Genomic DNA, 19,327 nt, shown 5'->3' with positions numbered 1-19,327 from the left:
TTACATGCTGTTATAGGGAAAAGCAGACGTATTGTTTTTCAAGAGCGGATGAATATGTGTGAGTAATTATATAAACAATTTTGTATGTTTAGCGGGCAAAAAAATGCCCCCTGCGTTGAGGGGGCATGAGAACTCACTTTTAGATGGATTGGGTAAACGTTCGCGAAATCACATCCTGCTGCTGCTCGCGCGTCAGCGCATTAAAACGCACCGCATAGCCTGAAACGCGGATCGTCAGGTTCGGGTAATGCTCGGGATGCGCGATGGCATCGAGGAGCATTTCCCGGTTCATGACGTTGACGTTCAGATGCTGCCCCCCCCTCAATGGACGCTTCGTGATGGAAGTACCCGTCCAGCAACCCCACCAGGTTGGTTTTGCGCACCAGCTCGTCCTTGCCCAGTGCCTGCGGCACAATGGAGAAGGTGTAGGAGATCCCGTCTTTCGCATAGGTAAACGGCAGTTTGGCGACCGACGTTAGCGAGGCCACCGCCCCTTTTCTGTCGCGGCCATGCATCGGGTTCGCACCTGGCGCAAACGGCGTGCCGCCGCGTCGTCCGTCCGGCGTGTTCCCGGTCTTCTGACCATAAACCACGTTGGAGGTGATGGTCAGGATCGACTGGGTTGGCACCGCGTTGCGGTAGGTCCGCAGCGCCTGAATTTTCTTCATAAAGCGCTCCACCAGGTCGCAGGCGATGCTGTCCACGCGGTCGTCGTTGTTGCCGTACTGCGGATAGTCCCCTTCAATCACGAAATCGACCGCCAGACCGGTATGGTCGCGCACCGGCTTCACCGTGGCATATTTAATGGCCGACAGGGAATCCGCCGCCACCGACAGCCCGGCAATGCCGCAGGCCATGGTGCGAAAGACGTCCCGGTCGTGCAGCGCCATCAGCGAGGCTTCGTAGCTGTACTTATCATGCATGTAGTGAATGAGATTCAGGGCGCTGATGTACTGCACCGCCAGCCAGTCCATAAAGTGATCGAGGCTCGCCATCACGGTGTCGTATTCCAGCACGTCATCCAGCAGCGGCTCGGTTTTTGGGCCGACCTGGATCTTCAGCTTCTCGTCCACCCCGCCGTTGATCGCGTACAGCAGCGTTTTGGCGAGGTTGGCACGCGCGCCAAAGAACTGCATCTGCTTGCCGATCACCATCGGGCTGACGCAGCAGGCAATGGCGTAGTCGTCGCTGTTGAAGTCCGCACGCATAAGATCGTCGTTCTCGTACTGCAGCGACGAGGTGACGATCGACACCTGCGCGGCGTATTTCTTGAACGCGATCGGCAGTTGTTCAGACCAGAGGATCGTCAGGTTCGGCTCCGGTGCAGGCCCCATGGTGTGCAGGGTATGCAGATAGCGGAAGCTGTTTTTGGTCACCAGCGTGCGCCCGTCCAGCCCCATCCCGCCGATCACTTCCGTTGCCCAGATCGGATCGCCGGAGAAGAGCGTGTCGAACTCAGGCGTGCGCAGGAAGCGTACCATGCGGATCTTCATGATGAAGTGGTCGATCAGCTCCTGGGCCTGGACTTCATTCAGCCGCCCCGCCTGCATATCGCGTTCAATGTAGATATCGAGGAACGAGGCCGTGCGCCCCAGCGACATCGCACCGCCATTCTGGGATTTCACCGCGGCAAGGTAGGCAAAATAGACCCACTGCACCGCTTCCTGGGCGTTCATCGCCGGGCGCGAGATATCAAAGCCATAGTTCGCCGCCATCTGCTGGATCTGCAGCAGCGCGCGTTTGTGCTCCGCCAGCTCTTCACGCAGGCGGATCGTCGCCTCCAGATCTTCACCGCGCTCCAGCCTGCCCTGCAGATCCGTAAACTGGAGTTCCCGCTCGCGCACCAGATAAGCGATCCCGTACAGCGCCACGCGGCGATAGTCACCGATGATGCGTCCGCGTCCGTAGCCGTCCGGCAAACCGGTCAGCACGCCGGATTTACGACAGCGCATCATCTCCGGCGAATAGACGTCAAACACGCCCTGGTTGTGGGTTTTGCGCAGGTCGGTAAACAGGTATTCGAACTGCGGATCCATCTCCCGACCATAGGCTTCGAACGAGCTGCGGATCATGTTGATCCCGCCGTACGGATGGAGCGCGCGCTTGAGCGGCTTATCGGTTTGCAGGCCGACGATCGTCTCCAGATCCTGGTCGATATAGCCCGGCCCGTGGGCCGTAATGGTGGTGGCAATGTTGGTGTCAAAATCCACCGGGGCGTGGGTGGCGTTCTCCTGGCGAATGCCAACCATTACCTTCTGCCACAGCGCCGTCGTTGCTGGCGTCGCCTGCGCGAGGAAAGCTTCATCGCCTTCATAAGGGGTGTAGTTATGCTGAATAAAATCGCGGACGTTGACGGCATTTTTCCATTCTTCACCGCGAAACCCGGCCCATGCGTCGCTGTAGGGCGCGACGCCCGTATCGATTGTAACTTTCATTTGATTCTCGCTTTATCAGGCGTAAGCCGCGGCCGGAGTAACCTTCCCAAGACGGAGGGCGTCCAGCGCGATCATTTTTTCTTCGTTGGTAGGGATAACCGCGCAGGCCACGCGGGACGACTCGGTGGAGATCACGCGCTCACCCGCGCTGCCCGGCAGGGCATTTTTGGCGTCGTCGAGGCGGATGCCGAACACTTTCAGATGCTCCGCCACCAGCCCGCGGACAAGTTTCGAGTTTTCGCCAATGCCGCCGGTAAAGACCACCCCATCCAGGCGGTGCAGCGACGCCGCGTGCCCGGCGATATGTCGCGCAATGCGGTGAACGAAGGTATGGATAGCCAGCTGCGCCCGCTCATTGCCTTCGTGCCAGGCTTTCTCCAGCGCGCGTAAATCGGAGGAGATGCCGGAGATCCCCAGCAACCCGGACTCTTTATTGACCACGCGCTCCAGATCCTCGAACGACTGGCCGGTCTGCTGGGCAATCCACGCCATCGCGCCGAAGTCCACGTCGCCGCAGCGCGTACCCATCACCAGCCCTTCCAGCGGCGTCATCCCCATAGAGGTATCGACGCTTTCGCCATTGCGCACCGCGCAGATGGACGCCCCGTTGCCGAGATGGGCAATCACCAGGCCGCTGTCATCGGGGGACAGCCCGAGAAGCGTATGCGCCTGCGCGGCCACGTAACGGTGAGAGGTCCCGTGGAAACCGTAGCGACGCACGCCCAGCGCTTCAAAATAGCGGTACGGCAATCCGTACAGATACGCCTGCGGCGGCAGCGTCTGGTGGAAGCTGGTATCAAATACCGCCACCTGCTGCACGCCCGGGAACAGGCGCTCTGCCGCTTCCACGCCGTTCAGGTTGGCGTAGTTATGCAGTGGTGCCAGCGGTGAGACCTGGCGGATCTGCTCGATAACCTGTTCTGTGATCAGGGTCGACTCGCTGAAGAGGTCGCCGCCGTGCGCAATGCGGTGGCCAATTAAGGCCACGCTGCTCATCAGGTTCCGCTTCTCCAGCTCCAGGGCGATGGCAGCCAGCGCCCCTTCGTAGTCCTGGTGAGCCAGTCTGGCTGGCTCACCCCCGTTCACGGAAATAAAGGCCTTTTCAGTATTGATACCGTCTGCAATGCCCGTCATCAGGGCATCACAGCTGCTGGCGTCGAGCACCGAAAACTTAACAGAGGACGATCCGCAGTTAATAACCAGTACAACCGGAAACTCAATCATCATGTGACTCCGCTCTTCCTGAGCAATGGGTTAGAACAGTTTGTAAACGATATTCAGAATGGTCAGCAGGCCGACCGCGGTAACAAAAATGTTCTCGGTACGCCCTTTGTATTTCGCCAGCGCCGGTGCTTTGCGGATGGCATACATCGGCAGCAGGCACAGCAGAGAGGCGATGATTGGTGCGCCCATGGCTTCAATAAGGTCCAGAATGTTCGGGTTGGCGTAGGCCACAACCCAGGTGGAGCCCATGATGAACACCATGCTGATGGTATTCAGTTTGCCAACAGAGACTTTCTTCTTATCGCCCTTGTAGCCGAACTTGAGGATCAGGCCATTCAGCCCTTCCAGGGTGCCCAGGTAGTGCCCGAAGAAGGATTTGAAGATAGCCACCAGCGCGATGATGGAGGCACCGTATTCCAGTACCGTCGCGAACGTCGATTTGGTTCCCGACATTGTCGCAAAGTGGTTTGCCAGGTAAGAGAGCACCGGAATGTTCTGCGCTTTGGCGTCCGCCATGTTCTGCGGAGAGAGCGTAAACAGACAGCTAAAGGCGAAGAACATCACCACGGCCACCATCAGCAGGCTGGCGCGACCGATGATTTTGGAACATTTCTGCTCGGTGAACTCTTTCCCGAACTCCGGCTCGTACTCTTCGCGCTTGGAGACCACGAACGAGGAGACGATAGGCGAGAAGTTGAAGGAGAAGACCATAATGGAGATACCCAGCCACACCGTGACCAGAATGCCGTCATGACCGGTGAAGGCGATATCGCTCAGGTTGACCTGGTCGAGCACTGCCGAGTTCCAGTAAGGGATCAGCGACAGGGAAATCAGCACCAGGCTGGCAATAAACGGGAACACCAGGAAGCTCATGACCTTCACCATCAGGTCTTTACCAAACCAGATAACAAAGGCCATCAGCAGCAGCAGGAACAGCGCCACCACGCCGCGGTTCAGCGCAGGCATCTGGAGCTGGTTTTCCCAGAAGGTCATAAAGGTGTTGGTAATGGTGACGCCGTAAATCCACAGCAGCGGGCAAATGGCGAAGAAGTAGAGAAAAGTGATCACCACCCCGCCGGTTTTACCAAAGTGCTCTTCCACCGTTTCGGTGATGTTGCCGGAGACGTTGCTGCCGGACAGACACAAACGCGCCAGCGCGCGGTGGCAGTAAAACGCAATCGGGAACGCGAGAACCAGCATCAGCAGGATAGGGATCAATCCACCAAAGCCTGCGCGAATGGGGAAGAACAGCACGCCTGCGCCAATGGCGGTACCAAACAGGCCAAGCGTCCAGGTGGTATCAGACTTACGCCAGGAGGACGTTTTTGTCTGGCCAACGATAATGCTTTCTGTGTTGCTCATAGGTCACCTTTATGCGTCAACGAAGCCGGTAATTTGGGAAACACGGGAAAGGTCGATATTGCCGCCGGAAATAATGCAGACGGTTTTACGCCCCTGAATATAGTGATCAAGTTTGCCGCTTAATAACGCGGCACAGGCCAGCGCGCCGGCCCCTTCCGTCACCACTTTATTTCGCTGAATAAGCGCGATCATGCTGTCGCGAATGTTGTCTTCGCTGACCAGCACAATGTCATCAACCAGCTCGCGAACAATTTCGAACGGTAAATTACCGGGACGAGAAACATCACAACCGTCGGCCAGCGTGCCGGTAACGCGATGGCTCATTATTTCTCCGACCTGATACGATGCCGCCATGCCGTGAACATTTTCTGACTGCACGCCGATGATATTAATGGTGGGGTTGATGGATTTAATTGCCGTCGCAATCCCGGCAATTAAACCACCACCGCCGATAGGCACAATGACATTATCCACGTCGTATAAATCTTCGAGAATTTCCAGACCAATGGTGCCCTGCCCGGCGATCACTTTGGCATCATCATAAGGTGGAATAAAAATACGCCCTTCCATCTCGACGATTTCGCTGACTTTGGCGATGGTGTCGTTGAAGTTCTCGCCGTGCAGCACCACTTCCGCCGAGTAGTCGCGCGTCGCAGCAACCTTGGATTTCGGCGCGCCCATCGGCATCACCACTTTGCCGTCGATACCAAGCATGGCGCAGGAGAGGGATACACCTTGAGCGTGGTTTCCTGCGGAGCAGGCGACAACGCCTTTGCGTTTTTCAGCGTCGGTCAGCGAGCTTAATTTGTTAAACGCGCCGCGGATCTTAAACGAGCCGGTACGCTGCATGTTCTCAAACTTCAGGAATATTTCGCCCTTACAACGTTCGCTGAGATAATTTGAGCGTGGCATACCGGTTTTATATATTTTACCTGCCAGTCGTTTTCTGGCGTCCTGAATATCTTCAATCGTTACCGGGAGATCGTAGGTAATATGCATAATATCCTCGTTATAATAATTCATTCTTTTCAGGCAAAGTCAGGGTATCAGCGCGTTAACACATTAACGCTCTGGGTGTTTTTAAAATGGATACTAATTATTCATCGTCGTCTTTCGATATTCATCGACGAATATTGTTTTGCCAGCTCAACTAATACTGACGCCGATTTCTTAATCCTGTAATTTTTTGACCACACGGCGGCATAACGCGCCACGGGTAATTCATCTTCCACAGGCAGCACAATAAACTGGTCAGAACCGAATGGAGCAATCATGTCGCGGGGAATGACCGTCAGATAATCGGCATTCAGCACAAGGTTATAAATGGTGACGACGGAATCGGTCTGGACGATGTTTTCGATGCTGATGTGGTTGTCTTGTAGGGTGGTCAGAAGTTCTTTGTAGTAGCCCATATCGGTTTGCGGCATCACCCACTGCTCGTGCGTGAGTGATGCCAGTGTCGTCGGGCCGGTGCACGTTCGCGTTTTGCTGGCGACCAGCACAAACTCGGACTCAAACAGCGGTTCGACGTGCAGATCCTGCAACAGCATTTCATCACTCAGCGTGCCGATAGCGAAATCCAGACGACCGTCGCGAATGGCCGGAAGGAAAGATGAGAGCTGGGCTTCATACATCGAGACGCGTGCTTTCGGGAACACTTCCTTAAATTTTTTGATCATCTCAGACAGGAAGGTAAAGCCGATCAGCGACGGGTAACCAAAGGAGACGTCCATAACGGTGCTGAAACTCAGGCTGTTAATCTCACTCACCATATTTTTCATTTCGCGGGTGATCGACTCTGAGTACGAGAGCAGAACCTGGCCCGCGGCAGTGAGTTTTACGCCGGTATTTTTACGCACCATCACTTCCACGCCGAAGTAGGACTCAATATCGCTGATGATTTTGCTGACGGCGGGCTGCGTCAGGCCCAGCTGTCTTGCTGCAGAACCTATGGAGCCACTTTTAATGACTTCCTGAAATACCACGAGGTGCTGTGTTTTCGGTAGAATAATAGTGTTCATAATATTCTGCGCTTATTTCCCTATGACGGGGTGAATTCTACTAAATAATGTTTGAAGGGGTATGTGCTGTTACTCACAATTTGCTTTCCAGGACCCTTACCCCGCACAGCAATAAACCATTAAAACCCTTACCTATCAAAAAGATACATAGTAATAAATATGCTACCACGCTGATATTGATCAACAAAAATAGCGGTAATAAATTTATTTTATGGCGATAACCCGGATAAATTTTACCGTCTGGAAAAAATCAATAAAGACGATATTTCAGGCAATTAAAGGCCAATAAATAACCGCTATTTGTTTGAAACATTCTTTCAATTTATCAATTTTTTCCGACGCGAATTTTCAGGCTGACGGAAAAGAGTGGAATACGTCACATATTCACGGGAGAAATGTATCTGAATTCAATATATGCATATCAAACGAGAAAAGTTTCGCGATCATTAAAGTAACAATCATAACAAATTACCAATACTGAAAATCGTCTGTTTTTTAGCGTGAAATTTTGTGATGGCGATCGTCTACAGATGCAGGAGCGATACTGAAGGGATAAAAACAGTGAAATGTGCTTAACATCGCAAATATGAGAATTGATGTCGTTTGTCCGGTGCCGGGTGGCGCTGCGCTTACCCTGGTCTACAACCCCAGAAAGCAAAAACCCCGCCGAAGCGGGGTTTTCTAAGAAGTTGAAGCTGACCGATAAGCCGGGTTCTGTCGTGGACAGTCATTCATCTAGGCCAGCAATCGCTCACTGGCTCAAGCAGCCTACCCGGGTTCAGTACGGGCCGTACCATGTGAACCCCTATTTGGCCTTGCTCCGGGTGGAGTTTACCGTGCCACGGACTGTTACCAGCCGCGCGGTGCGCTCTTACCGCACCCTTTCACCCTTACCTGATCCCGCTTGCGCGGGCCATCGGCGGTTTGCTCTCTGTTGCACTGGTCGTGGGTTTCCCCCCCAGGCGTTACCTGGCACCCTGCCCTATGGAGCCCGGACTTTCCTCCCCTCCGCCCGTCTCCCCCGAAAGGGACGACGACGAAGCGGCGACTGTCTGGTCAGCTTCGGCGCGCAGTATAGAGGGTTTGCGCGCCGCTGTCACCCTCAGGTGTGGGCCAGACGTGATTAACGCGCCACTTCCACCTTCGCCAGCTTTTCGTAGTAGCATGCAATCGCGCTGTGATCGGCCGTGCCCAGGCCATCGGCGCGCAGCGCCTGCATCATCTCCATGACCGCCGCGGTCAGCGGCAGCTGAGCGCCCACGCCGTGTGACGTATCCAGCGCGTTCGCCAGATCTTTGATATGCAGGTCGATGCGGAAACCGGGTTTGAAATTTCTGTCCATAACCATTGGCGCTTTGGCATCCAGCACGGTACTGCCCGCCAGACCACCGCGAATGGCCTGATAGACCAGATCCGGGTTTACGCCCGCTTTGGTTGCCAGCGTCAGCGCTTCAGACATGGCGGCAATGTTCAGCGCCACAATCACCTGGTTTGCCAGCTTGGTCACGTTACCCGCCCCGATGTCCCCGGTATGCACCACGGAACCCGCCATGGCTTTCATCAGGTCGTAAAATCTATCGAAAACGGCTTTATCACCGCCTACCATCACCGACAGCGTGCCGTCGATCGCTTTCGGCTCCCCCCCGCTGACCGGCGCATCCAGCATATCGACGCCCTTCGCTTTTAACGCCTCGCTGATTTCACGGCTTGCGAGCGGCGCAATAGAGCTCATATCGATTAACACCAGGCCCGGCTTCGCACCGTCGATAATACCGTTTTCACCCAGCGCAACCTCTTTAACATGCGGGGAGTTTGGCAGCATGGTGATGATGACGTCGCACTGCTCGGCAATGGCTTTGGCGGTGGTGGCCGTTTCTGCACCCGCCGCCATCACCTCCGCCACGGCCTGCGAATTATGATCGGATACCACCAGTGAGTAACCCGCTTTGATGAGGTTCTTACTCATTGGTTTACCCATGATCCCCAGGCCAATAAAACCCACTTTCAGCGTCATAATCTGTTTCCTCAATGATGGTTATTTTTTAAAAGCGTCCGCTAATTTCTGCGTGGCCGAGCGGAATACGCCGAGGTCGCTGCCGACGGCAACAAACGTGGCTCCCCACTCCAGATAGCGACGGGCATCAGCCTCAACCGGCGCCAGAATGCCGCAGGGTTTGCCGTGTGCTTTAGCGCGGGCAAAGATGTGCTGGATCGCACGCTGCACGTCAGGATGGCTGGCGTTACCCAGATGGCCAAAGGCGGCAGCCAGATCGCTTGGGCCGACGAAGATACCGTCCACGCCGTTTGTGGCTGCAATGGCGTCGACGTTATCAACGCCCTGCTGGCTCTCAATCTGAACCAGAATGGTGATGTTGTTATTAGACTGCGCGAAGTAGTCCGGCACGGTGCCAAACATATTGGCGCGATGCGAAACGGAAACGCCGCGGATCCCTTCTGGCGGATAGCGCGTTGAGGCTACGGCCAGTGCCGCTTGTTCTTCCGTTTCCACAAACGGGATCAGGAAGTTGTAGAAGCCGATATCCAGCAGTCGCTTGACGATCACCGGCTCGTTGGTTGGAACACGCACCACAGGGGCGCTGTGGCTGCCTTTCAGCGCCATCAGCTGCGGAATAAACGTGCTGATATCGTTCGGCGCATGTTCACCGTCCAGCACCAGCCAGTCGAAACCGGCCAGGCCCAGCACTTCGGTACTGATAGGATTTGCCAGCGCGGACCAGCAGCCAATCTGAATCTGGTGCGCCGCGAGGGCCGCTTTAAATTTATTCGGGAAGATATCGTTACTCATCGTATTTACCTTTTTTATTCCGCAGCCTTTTTCAGTATCATTTTATTTATTCAGACACCGCGCCAGCATTATATTTATTATTCTGACGTATTTTGGCGTTATAAAATCGTCATTCAGTATAAGACGCAATCCACGCCCGCACATTGTTTTAATGCTCAAGCATTGCGGTACATTTTGATAAAAATTTTTGCATATGCACAAGGCACTGGGCGCTAATGCACAGAATCAGGGATTACTGGTTCGGGAGCGATCGAGATCACATTTTCATGCCCCCTATGCTGACATGCTTTATTTCTGAAAGCCGCGTATTTATTTCTACCATTAGAAAATTGGCTGAATTTATTATCAGACACTTTGCTGGAGAATACTGAACAATGGCCGACATTGAAATTCGACAGGCATCGCCGACGGCGTTTTATATAAAAGTACACGACACCGATAATGTGGCGATTATTGTCAACGACAATGGCTTAAAGGCGGGTACCCGCTTCCCGGACGGGCTGGAACTGAGTGAGCATATTCCACAGGGACATAAAGTCGCCCTGGTGGATATCCCTGCTAAAAGCGAAATCGTACGTTACGGTGAAGTCATCGGCTATGCCGTTCGCTCTATACCACAGGGCACCTGGGTTGAGGAATCACTGGTGACGCTGCCAGAAGCGCCGCCGCTGAACACGCTTCCGCTGGCGACCCGCGTGCCGGAACCGCTTCCTCCGCTGGAGGGCTATACCTTCGAAGGCTACCGCAATGCGGACGGCAGCGTCGGCACCAAGAATCTGCTCGGCATCACTACCAGCGTGCACTGCGTGGCGGGCGTAGTGGATTACGTGGTGAAAATCATCGAACGCGATCTGCTGCCGAAATACCCGAACGTCGACGGCGTGGTGGGCCTGAACCACCTCTACGGCTGCGGCGTGGCGATTAACGCACCCGCTGCCGTGGTGCCTATCCGTACCATTCACAATATCGCCCTGAACCCGAACTTTGGCGGCGAGGTGATGGTCATCGGTCTGGGGTGTGAAAAATTGCAGCCAGAGCGCCTGCTGCAGGGCACCGAAGATGTCAAAGCCATTCCGGCAGACGAGGCCAGCATCGTGCGCCTGCAGGACGAACGCCACGTTGGTTTCCGCTCAATGGTCGACGATATTCTGCAGGTGGCAGAGCGCCATCTCGACAAACTTAACCGCCGCCAGCGTGAAACGTGCCCGGCTTCGGGACTGGTGGTGGGCACTCAGTGCGGCGGCAGCGATGCATTTTCCGGCGTGACGGCCAACCCGGCGGTGGGCTATGCGTCCGATCTGCTTGTTCGCTGCGGCGCCACGGTGATGTTTTCCGAGGTGACAGAAGTGCGTGACGCCATCCATCTGCTCACGCCACGCGCCGTTAATGAAGAGGTGGGCAAACGCCTGCTGGAAGAGATGGCCTGGTACGATAACTATCTCGATATGGGCAAAACCGACCGCAGCGCCAACCCCTCTCCGGGGAACAAAAAAGGCGGCCTGGCAAACGTGGTGGAAAAAGCCCTCGGGTCGATTGCCAAATCCGGTCAGAGCGCGATTGTGGAAGTGCTCTCTCCGGGCCAGCGACCGACCAAGCGCGGCCTGATCTACGCCGCAACACCTGCCAGCGATTTCGTTTGCGGCACGCAGCAGGTGGCATCCGGCATTACGGTACAGGTCTTTACCACAGGGCGCGGCACGCCGTATGGCCTGATGGCGGTTCCGGTGATTAAAATGGCGACCCGCACCGAGCTGGCAAACCGCTGGTATGACTTAATGGACATCAACGCGGGCACCATCGCCACCGGAGAAGAGAGCATTGAGGATGTGGGCTGGAAACTGTTCCACTTCATTCTTGACGTGGCGAGCGGACGGAAGAAAACCTTCTCCGATCAATGGGGATTACATAACCAGCTGGCGGTGTTTAACCCGGCACCGGTGACGTGATTTCCCTCATCCTGCCCTCTCCCCATCGGGGAGAGGGTAAAAAACTTAAACCAACACCACATCAATCCCGCTTTTCCGTAATCCTTCCAGACTCTCCGCCGGAATACCTTCATCGACAATAATCATATCAATCCGCTGTGTATCAATGATTTTATGCAAACTTGAGCGGTTAAACTTGCTGGAGTCAGTGACAACGATAATACGCTCCGCCACCTCGCACATTTTGCGATTCAGACGGGCTTCATCCTCGTTGTGCGTGCTCACGCCTCGATCGAGATCGATGGCGTCAACGCCCAGGAACAGCAGGTCAAAATGGTAATTCTGTAGCGACTGTTCTGCCTGGTCACCGTAGAAGGATTGCGACTGACGACGCAGATGCCCGCCGGTCATCAGCAATTCCACCCCTTCCGCTTCCAGCAACGCATTCGCCACGTTCATCCCGTTGGTCATCGCAATGACGTCTGTGTGCTGGCGCAGCATGCGGGCGATTTCAAACGTCGTGGTGCCGGAGTCCAGAATAATACGGTGCCCGGGTTTGATCAGCGCGGCAGCGGCCTGCGCGATACTGCGCTTAACCGCCGTATTCAGCGAGCTTTTATCCTCCACCGAAGGCTCAGCGCCCGGCATGTTGCCTTCACAAATCAGTGCCCCGCCGTAAGCGCGAACGGCAATGCCCTGCTTCTCCAGGAACGCCAGGTCGTTGCGGATCGTCACCGTCGATACGCCATAAAGATGAGACAGATCGTTAACCTGCACGCTTCCCTGCGCCCGCAACCGCTGAATGATCTGCTCTCGCCTTTCACTGGTGCCGGTGATGCGCTTTTCCGAGGATGAATCGGTGCTGCTCATACGAGCTCCTTAATAAATAGTCTTTCGTTTCATTTCTTTTTGTCTATTAAGGCCTTTCCTTTACGGGAATGCAACCCCTGTCTGGCGACCCTACGCAAGACGGCACTGCGCTGAAACCTTTCATTATGTTTCTTTTGTGAAACAGATCGGAAATCTATTATCTTTCGTTTTATTTTTATACCACCATGATGCAGGATTAAATGAAACAAAACGAAAGATAGATATCATTACCATCCGAAATGGAGAGGAAAGTGAAACATCTGACAGAAATGGTGGAACACCATAAACGGGGGAATACATACGGGATCTATGCCGTCTGTTCCGCACATCCGCTGGTACTTGAAGCTGCAATTCGTTACGCGCATTCGCATCAGTCGCCGCTGCTGATCGAGGCCACCTCCAACCAGGTGGATCAATTTGGCGGCTATACCGGCATGACGCCTGCGGATTTTCACGGGTTTGTCTGCCAGCTGGCCGAGTCACTCGGTTTCCCGACGTCGCAGCTGATCCTCGGCGGCGATCATTTGGGCCCTAACCGCTGGCAAAATCTACCTTCGGAACAGGCGATGGCCAATGCCGACGATCTGATCAAAAGCTATGTTTCTGCCGGATTCAAAAAGATCCACCTCGACTGCAGCATGTCATGCGAGGACGACCCGGTTCCCCTGACCGACGCGATCGTCGCCGGGCGCGCCGCACGTCTGGCGAAGATTGCCGAATCGACCTGTCGTGAGCAGTTTGGTGAATCCGATCTGGTCTACGTTATCGGCACGGAAGTGCCGGTTCCCGGTGGCGCGCACGAGACGCTCACCGAACTTGCCATCACCACGCCGGACGCGGCCCGCGCCACGCTTGAAGCGCACCGCCACGCGTTCGAAAAGGAAGGCTTAAGCGACATCTGGCCGCGCATTATTGGCCTGGTGGTCCAGCCTGGCGTGGAGTTCGACCATGCGCACGTCTGCGACTATCAGCCGCAGAAAGCCGTTGCCCTGAGCAAAATGGTTGAAGCCTACGATACGCTGGTGTTTGAAGCGCACTCCACCGACTACCAGACGCCGCAGGCGCTGCGCCAGCTGGTCAACGATCACTTTGCCATTCTGAAAGTTGGCCCTGCCCTGACCTTCGCCCTGCGCGAAGCGCTGTTCTCGCTGGCCGCCATAGAAGAGGAGCTGCTGCCGGCAAAAGCCAGCTCGGGCCTGCGTCACGTGCTGGAAAACGTCATGCTCGATCGCCCGGAATACTGGCAAAGCCATTACCACGGTGACGGCAATGCGCGTCGCCTGGCGCGTGGCTACAGCTACTCTGACCGCGTGCGCTACTACTGGCCGGACAGCCAGATCGACGACGCCTTTGAACGGCTGGTGCGCAATCTGGCAGACGAGCCTGTTCCTCTGCCGCTGATCAGCCAGTACCTGCCGTTGCAGTACAGCAAAGTTCGCGAGGGCGCTCTCAAGTCAGCGCCACGGGAACTCATCATCGACCACATTCAGGACATACTCCAGCAGTACCACGCCGCCTGCGAAGGCGTAACGACTCAAAACGCATAATTAAAAAAGAGGAAAACGCTATGCCAAACATTGTTTTATGCCGCATCGACGAACGCCTGATCCACGGTCAGGTCGGCGTGCAGTGGGTAGGGTTTGCGGGGGCAAACCTGGTACTGGTCGCTAACGATGAGGTCGCTGAGGATCCGGTTCAACAGAACCTGATGGAAATGGTGCTCGCGGAAGGGATCGCCGTGCGCTTCTGGTCGCTGCAAAAAGTGATCGACAACATTCACCGCGCCGCTGACCGCCAGAAAATCCTGCTGGTCTGCAAATCACCCGCCGATTTTCTGAAGCTGGTTGAAGGCGGCGTGCCCATCACCCGTATCAACGTCGGAAACATGCACTACGCCAGTGGCAAACAACAAATTGCCAAAACGGTCTCTGTCGACGCGAACGATATCGCCGCGTTCAACGGCCTGAAAGCGGCCGGAGTGGAATGCTTCGTTCAGGGCGTTCCAACAGAAACTGCTTTGGATCTCTTTAAACTGCTCTGAGGGATTCACAATGGAAATCAGTCTGTTGCAGGCGCTAGGGTTGGGCATACTCGCCTTTATCGCCGGTCTGGATATGTTTAACGGGTTAACGCACATGCACCGCCCGGTGGTACTCGGGCCACTGGTCGGCCTGATTCTGGGCGATCTGCACACCGGCATTTTGACCGGCGGTACGTTAGAGCTGGTCTGGATGGGGCTGGCCCCACTCGCCGGAGCCCAACCGCCTAACGTCATTATCGGCACCATCGTGGGTACCGCATTTGCCATCAGCACGGGCGTGAAGCCAGAGGTTGCGGTTGGCGTCGCCGTGCCGTTTGCCGTTGCGGTTCAGATGGGGATTACGTTCCTCTTCTCGGTGATGTCCGGCGTGATGTCACGCTGCGATCGCATGGCGGCTAATGCAGATACTCACGGTATTGAACGGGTTAACTATCTGGCGCTGCTGGCGCTCGGCATCTTCTATTTTCTGTGCGCGTTCCTGCCGATCTACTTCGGTGCGGAACATGCGAAAACCGCCATTGATGTTCTGCCAGCACGGTTGATTGACGGCCTCGGCGTTGCGGGCGGCATCATGCCAGCCATCGGCTTCGCCGTGCTGCTGAAGATCATGATGAAAAACGTCTACATCCCTTACTTCATTATCGGTTTTGTCGCTGCGGCCTGGCTCAAGCTTCCGGTGCTGGCGATTGCGGCGGCCGCGCTGGCCATGGCGCTGATCGACCTGATGCGTAAATCACCTGAACCGACGGCTCCAGCAGCTCAGAAAGAGGAATTCGAAGATGGCATCTAACCAAACCACCCTGCCGGGCGTGTCTGAAAGCGAAGAGACGCTGCTAACCGGCGTGAATGAAAACGTCTACGAAGACCAAAGCATCGGTGCCGAGCTGACGAAAAAGGATATTAACCGTGTGGCCTGGCGTTCCATGCTGCTTCAGGCCTCGTTTAACTACGAACGTATGCAGGCCTCCGGCTGGCTGTATGGGTTACTGCCTGCATTGAAAAAGATCCACACCAACAAGCGGGACCTGGCGCGGGCGATGAAAGGCCATATGGGCTTCTTTAACACCCACCCGTTCCTGGTGACCTTTGTTATTGGCATCATTCTGGCGATGGAGCGATCCAAGCAGGATGTGAACAGCATCCAGAGCACTAAAATTGCCGTCGGCGCGCCACTTGGCGGTATTGGCGACGCCATGTTCTGGCTAACCCTGTTACCCATCTGCGGCGGTATTGGTGCCAGCCTGGCGCTGCAAGGGTCGATTCTGGGCGCAGTGGTCTTTATCGTGCTGTTTAACGTGGTACACCTCGGCCTGCGTTTTGGTCTTGCGCACTACGCTTACCGGATGGGCGTCGCGGCCATTCCGCTGATAAAGGCCAACACCAAAAAAGTCGGCCACGCGGCGTCTATCGTCGGGATGACGGTAATCGGCGCGCTGGTGGCAACCTACGTCCGCCTCAATACCACGCTCGAAATCAAGGCGGGTGATGCCGTTGTCAAACTGCAGGCCGACGTTATCGACAAGCTGATGCCCGCATTCCTGCCGCTGGTCTACACCCTGACGATGTTCTGGCTGGTACGCCGCGGCTGGAGCCCGCTGCGGCTTATCGGTATCACCGTGCTGCTGGGCGTTGTCGGTAAATTCTGTCACTTCCTGTAAAAGCAAAGAGGTTGCGATGTTAGGCATTATTTTGACGGGTCACGGCGGTTTTGCCAGCGGGCTTGAACAGGCAATGAAGCAGATCCTTGGCGAGCAGCCGCAGTTTATCGCCATCGATTTTCCTGAAACGTCTACCACCGCGCGGCTGACCGCTCAGCTTGAGCAGGCGGTGAGCGAACTTGATGCGCAGCACGATATTGTGTTTCTCACCGACCTGCTCGGCGGCACGCCGTTCCGCGTGGCGTCAACGCTCGCCATGCAAAGGCCGGGCAGCGAAGTGATTACCGGCACCAACCTGCAGCTGCTGCTGGAGATGGTGCTGGAGCGCGACGGATTAAGCAGTGAAGCGTTTCGTTTGCAGGCGCTGGAGTGCGGACACCGCGGCCTGACGAGCCTGGTGGACGAGCTGGGGCGCTGTCGCGAGGAAGCCCCTGCCGAGGAAGGGATATGAGCCAACTGCTGCGCGCGCGACGGATTCTTACCGAACTGGGCTGGCTGGATGACCACCAGCTACGCATTGAAAACGGCGCGGTTGTGGCGATTGAACCCATCCCGGCGGGCGTGACGACGCGCGACACGGAACTGCTTTGCCCGGCTTATATCGATACTCACGTCCACGGCGGCGCTGGCGTGGACGTCATGGATGATGCGCCTGACGTGCTGGACACTCTGGCAGTGCATAAAGCATGCGAAGGCGTGGGCGCATTTTTACCCACCACCGTGACCGCGCCACTGGAGGCTATTCACGGCGCGCTCATGCGAATTGCTGCGCGCTGTCGGTCTGGCGGACCCGGTGCGCAAATCCTGGGCAGTTATCTGGAAGGACCGTACTTTACGCCTCAGAACAAAGGGGCGCATCCGCCGGAGCTGTTCCGGGAGCTGGATATCCCCGAGCTGAACAGGCTGATTGACGTTTCACAGAGCACGCTACGGGTAGTGGCGCTCGCGCCAGAAAAACCCGGCGCGCTGCAGGCAATTCACCATCTTAAACAGCGCGGTATACGCGTGATTCTGGGCCACAGCGCTGCAACTTACGAGCAAACCGTCGCCGCGTTTGATGCGGGTGCCGACGGGCTGGTTCACTGCTACAACGGCATGACGGGGCTGCATCACAGAGAGCCCGGCATGGTCGGCGCAGGGTTGACGGACAAACGGGCGTGGCTTGAGCTGATTGCCGACGGCCACCACGTTCATCCGGGGGCGATGCGCTTATGCTGCTGCTGCGCGCAGGATCGCGTGGTGCTGATTACCGATGCCATGCAGGCGGCAGGTATGCCGGACGGACGGTATACCCTGTGCGGTGAAGAGGTCTCGATGCAAAACGGCGTGGTTCGAACCGGCTCCGGCGGACTGGCGGGTAGCACGCTGTCGTTGGATGCCGCGGTCAGGAATATGGTGGAGCATGCGGGCGTAACCGCCGAAGACGCTATCCATATGGCCTCGCTGCACCCAGCCCGGCTGCTGGGCATTAACGGTCAGCTCGGATCCTTAGCCCCGGGTAAACGCGCCAATGTCATTGCGCTGGACGGTGGTTTACACCTCCAGCAGATCTGGATTCAGGGCCAGGCTCTCCCCCTTTAGCCCTTTCATTGTGTCTCCTGTTGGCCTTACGGCACCCGATCGTAAGGCCTTTCTTTTCCTTTCCTTAAACTTTCCCTTTCCTTTCACGATCACACTTTTCGTTTTATTTCTTTTCTTTCATTGAAGTTTCGATTTCTTTTCTATAGATTTTATTTAACTGCTTAAGCGAACAAGTGAAACGAAACGAAAGATAGCGACACGATTGCCAGCGTCTGATGTGGAATTCACACGACTAAGGACTGAGTTATGCCACAAACCACTACCGCCGCCACAACCGGCACCTGGACCGAGGAAGAGATCCGCCAGCAGCCTGCCAGCTGGATCCGCTCGCTCAACAATATTGATAACCTGCGTGCTTCGATCGACAGTTTCCTGACGCCGCTGCTGCGCAAGGACGATCTGCGGATCGTCCTGACCGGCGCGGGCACGTCCGCCTTTATCGGCGATATCGTTTCTCCCTGGCTCGCGAGCCACACCGGGAAAAACTTCACTGCCGTTCCGACAACCGATCTGGTCACAAACCCGATGGACTACTTCAGCCCTGCGCATCCGCTGCTGCTGATTTCGTTTGCCCGCTCCGGCAACAGCCCGGAAAGCGTCGCGGCCGTTGAGCTGGCAAACCAGTTCGTGCCGGAGTGCTACCACCTGTCGATTACCTGCAACGAGGCGGGGAGTCTGTACCAGAACGCCGTCGACAGCGATAACGCCTGTGCCCTGCTGATGCCTGCCGAAACGCACGATCGCGGATTTGCCATGACCAGCAGCATCACCACCATGATGGCGAGCTGTCTGGCGGTGTTCGCCCCGGAAACGATCAATAGCCACACCTTTCGCGACGTCGCCGAACGCTGTCAGGCGATCCTCACTACGCTCGGCGATTTCAGCCACGGCGTCTTTGGCAGCGAACCGTGGAAACGTATCGTGTATCTGGGAAGCGGCGGCCTGCAGGGCGCGGCGCGCGAATCGGCGCTGAAGGTGCTGGAGCTCACCGCGGGCAAGCTGGCGGCATTTTACGATTCCCCGACGGGCTTCCGTCACGGGCCTAAGTCGCTGGTCGATAACGAAACGCTGGTGGTGGTGTTTATCTCCAGCCATCCGTACACGCGTCAGTACGATCTGGATCTGCTGGCCGAGCTGCGCCGCGATCGCCAGGCCCTGCGCGTCGTCGCCATCGCCGCTGAAAACGATCCGGTCATTGAAGCGGGTCCGCACATTCTGCTGCCGCCTTCACGTCGGTTTATCGATATGGAACAGGCGTTCTGCTTCCTGATGTATGCCCAGGTCTTTGCACTCACACAGTCACTCAGCGTAGGCAATACGCCCGATACGCCATCTGCCAGTGGGACGGTCAACCGCGTGGTGCAGGGCGTTGTTATTCATCCGTGGCAGGCTTAAGAGGATCTG

15 protein-coding genes, 1 other RNA gene and 1 pseudogene are annotated in these 19,327 nt (G+C 56.1%); 8 read left to right on the top strand and 9 right to left on the bottom strand.

What is annotated here, in order from left to right; translation table 11 throughout:
* Positions 1 to 139: 139 nt before the first annotated feature.
* The 8 genes and pseudogenes from pflB to garL all read right to left on the bottom strand — a co-directional run bounded on the left by pflB (position 140) and on the right by garL (position 9,848).
* A pseudogene (gene pflB / locus FU672_RS11770) lies at positions 140 to 2,435 on the bottom strand (formate C-acetyltransferase).
* Positions 2,436 to 2,450: 15 nt separating this feature from the next.
* The gene (tdcD, locus tag FU672_RS11765) at positions 2,451 to 3,659 is read right to left on the bottom strand and encodes a propionate kinase (RefSeq protein WP_148243549.1); all 1,209 of its coding nucleotides are present in this window, start codon (positions 3,657 to 3,659) and stop codon (positions 2,451 to 2,453) included.
* A gap of 30 nt (positions 3,660 to 3,689) precedes the next feature.
* Complete coding sequence (gene tdcC, locus FU672_RS11760; protein ID WP_148243367.1) at positions 3,690 to 5,021, bottom strand: threonine/serine transporter TdcC; 1,332 nt, start codon at positions 5,019 to 5,021, stop codon at positions 3,690 to 3,692.
* Between the two features lie 9 nt (positions 5,022 to 5,030).
* Complete coding sequence (gene tdcB, locus FU672_RS11755) at positions 5,031 to 6,020, bottom strand: bifunctional threonine ammonia-lyase/L-serine ammonia-lyase TdcB (RefSeq protein ID WP_148243366.1); 990 nt, start codon at positions 6,018 to 6,020, stop codon at positions 5,031 to 5,033.
* A 101-nt stretch (positions 6,021 to 6,121) separates the two neighbouring features.
* Entirely contained in the window at positions 6,122 to 7,042 is a 921-nt protein-coding gene (gene tdcA / locus FU672_RS11750; RefSeq protein WP_008501504.1) for a transcriptional regulator TdcA, read from the bottom strand.
* 687 nt (positions 7,043 to 7,729) lie between these two features.
* Positions 7,730 to 8,106: RNase P RNA component class A (gene rnpB / locus FU672_RS11745), an RNA gene on the bottom strand.
* Positions 8,107 to 8,165: 59 nt separating this feature from the next.
* Complete coding sequence (gene garR / locus FU672_RS11740; RefSeq protein ID WP_032640454.1) at positions 8,166 to 9,056, bottom strand: 2-hydroxy-3-oxopropionate reductase; 891 nt, start codon at positions 9,054 to 9,056, stop codon at positions 8,166 to 8,168.
* 21 nt (positions 9,057 to 9,077) lie between these two features.
* A complete protein-coding gene (garL, locus tag FU672_RS11735; RefSeq protein WP_148243365.1) occupies positions 9,078 to 9,848 on the bottom strand; it encodes a 2-dehydro-3-deoxyglucarate aldolase in 771 nt (256 codons plus the stop codon).
* Positions 9,849 to 10,222: 374 nt separating this feature from the next.
* Here garL and garD point away from each other — a divergent pair, with 374 nt between their 5' ends.
* Entirely contained in the window at positions 10,223 to 11,794 is a 1,572-nt protein-coding gene (gene garD / locus FU672_RS11730; protein ID WP_148243364.1) for a galactarate dehydratase, read from the top strand.
* A gap of 45 nt (positions 11,795 to 11,839) precedes the next feature.
* Here garD and FU672_RS11725 read toward each other — a convergent pair whose 3' ends face one another.
* The gene (locus FU672_RS11725) at positions 11,840 to 12,643 is read right to left on the bottom strand and encodes a DeoR family transcriptional regulator (protein WP_148243363.1); all 804 of its coding nucleotides are present in this window, start codon (positions 12,641 to 12,643) and stop codon (positions 11,840 to 11,842) included.
* Positions 12,644 to 12,882: 239 nt separating this feature from the next.
* Here FU672_RS11725 and kbaZ point away from each other — a divergent pair, with 239 nt between their 5' ends.
* From kbaZ to FU672_RS11690, 7 genes are all read left to right on the top strand, one after another.
* On the top strand, positions 12,883 to 14,190 hold the full coding sequence (gene kbaZ / locus FU672_RS11720) for a tagatose-bisphosphate aldolase subunit KbaZ (protein ID WP_148243362.1): 1,308 nt from the start codon (positions 12,883 to 12,885) through the stop codon (positions 14,188 to 14,190).
* A 20-nt stretch (positions 14,191 to 14,210) separates the two neighbouring features.
* Positions 14,211 to 14,684, top strand: a complete 474-nt coding sequence (gene agaV / locus FU672_RS11715; RefSeq protein WP_023333561.1) for a PTS N-acetylgalactosamine transporter subunit IIB — start codon at positions 14,211 to 14,213, stop codon at positions 14,682 to 14,684.
* Between the two features lie 10 nt (positions 14,685 to 14,694).
* Positions 14,695 to 15,474, top strand: a complete 780-nt coding sequence (agaW, locus tag FU672_RS11710) for a PTS N-acetylgalactosamine transporter subunit IIC (RefSeq protein ID WP_024906387.1) — start codon at positions 14,695 to 14,697, stop codon at positions 15,472 to 15,474.
* Positions 15,464 to 16,342, top strand: coding sequence for a PTS N-acetylgalactosamine transporter subunit IID (agaE, locus tag FU672_RS11705; RefSeq protein WP_024906386.1), 879 nt, complete (start codon positions 15,464 to 15,466; stop codon positions 16,340 to 16,342). Before agaW ends, agaE begins: the two co-directional genes overlap by 11 nt.
* A 16-nt stretch (positions 16,343 to 16,358) precedes the next feature.
* Complete coding sequence (agaF, locus tag FU672_RS11700) at positions 16,359 to 16,793, top strand: PTS galactosamine/N-acetylgalactosamine transporter subunit IIA (protein WP_023333563.1); 435 nt, start codon at positions 16,359 to 16,361, stop codon at positions 16,791 to 16,793.
* Positions 16,790 to 17,923: an N-acetylglucosamine-6-phosphate deacetylase gene (gene nagA, locus FU672_RS11695; protein WP_148243361.1), complete on the top strand. Its 1,134-nt coding sequence runs from the start codon at positions 16,790 to 16,792 to the stop codon at positions 17,921 to 17,923. Before agaF ends, nagA begins: the two co-directional genes overlap by 4 nt.
* Before the next feature lie 246 nt (positions 17,924 to 18,169).
* Positions 18,170 to 19,318 (top strand): SIS domain-containing protein, encoded by a 1,149-nt coding sequence (locus tag FU672_RS11690; RefSeq protein ID WP_148243360.1) that lies wholly within the window; start codon positions 18,170 to 18,172, stop codon positions 19,316 to 19,318.
* Positions 19,319 to 19,327: the final 9 nt, after the last annotated feature.

It is taken from the genome of Enterobacter asburiae (assembly GCF_008080435.1).
Lineage (GTDB): Bacteria > Pseudomonadota > Gammaproteobacteria > Enterobacterales > Enterobacteriaceae > Enterobacter > Enterobacter asburiae_C.
This window is presented reverse-complemented; position numbering and strand designations above follow the sequence as displayed.

What these genes read in the sequence shown, in the direction of transcription:
- FU672_RS11690 (WP_148243360.1), top strand. Translation starts at nt 18,170, where the DNA reads ATGCCACAAACCACTACCGCCGCCACAACCGGCACCTGGACCGAGGAA.
- tdcD (WP_148243549.1), bottom strand. Translation starts at nt 3,659, where the DNA reads ATGATTGAGTTTCCGGTTGTACTGGTTATTAACTGCGGATCGTCCTCT.
- kbaZ (WP_148243362.1), top strand. Translation starts at nt 12,883, where the DNA reads ATGGAGAGGAAAGTGAAACATCTGACAGAAATGGTGGAACACCATAAA.
- tdcA (WP_008501504.1), bottom strand. Translation starts at nt 7,042, where the DNA reads ATGAACACTATTATTCTACCGAAAACACAGCACCTCGTGGTATTTCAG.
- FU672_RS11725 (WP_148243363.1), bottom strand. Translation starts at nt 12,643, where the DNA reads ATGAGCAGCACCGATTCATCCTCGGAAAAGCGCATCACCGGCACCAGT.
- nagA (WP_148243361.1), top strand. Translation starts at nt 16,790, where the DNA reads ATGAGCCAACTGCTGCGCGCGCGACGGATTCTTACCGAACTGGGCTGG.
- tdcC (WP_148243367.1), bottom strand. Translation starts at nt 5,021, where the DNA reads ATGAGCAACACAGAAAGCATTATCGTTGGCCAGACAAAAACGTCCTCC.
- agaV (WP_023333561.1), top strand. Translation starts at nt 14,211, where the DNA reads ATGCCAAACATTGTTTTATGCCGCATCGACGAACGCCTGATCCACGGT.
- garL (WP_148243365.1), bottom strand. Translation starts at nt 9,848, where the DNA reads ATGAGTAACGATATCTTCCCGAATAAATTTAAAGCGGCCCTCGCGGCG.
- garR (WP_032640454.1), bottom strand. Translation starts at nt 9,056, where the DNA reads ATGACGCTGAAAGTGGGTTTTATTGGCCTGGGGATCATGGGTAAACCA.
- agaE (WP_024906386.1), top strand. Translation starts at nt 15,464, where the DNA reads ATGGCATCTAACCAAACCACCCTGCCGGGCGTGTCTGAAAGCGAAGAG.
- tdcB (WP_148243366.1), bottom strand. Translation starts at nt 6,020, where the DNA reads ATGCATATTACCTACGATCTCCCGGTAACGATTGAAGATATTCAGGAC.
- agaW (WP_024906387.1), top strand. Translation starts at nt 14,695, where the DNA reads ATGGAAATCAGTCTGTTGCAGGCGCTAGGGTTGGGCATACTCGCCTTT.
- agaF (WP_023333563.1), top strand. Translation starts at nt 16,359, where the DNA reads ATGTTAGGCATTATTTTGACGGGTCACGGCGGTTTTGCCAGCGGGCTT.
- garD (WP_148243364.1), top strand. Translation starts at nt 10,223, where the DNA reads ATGGCCGACATTGAAATTCGACAGGCATCGCCGACGGCGTTTTATATA.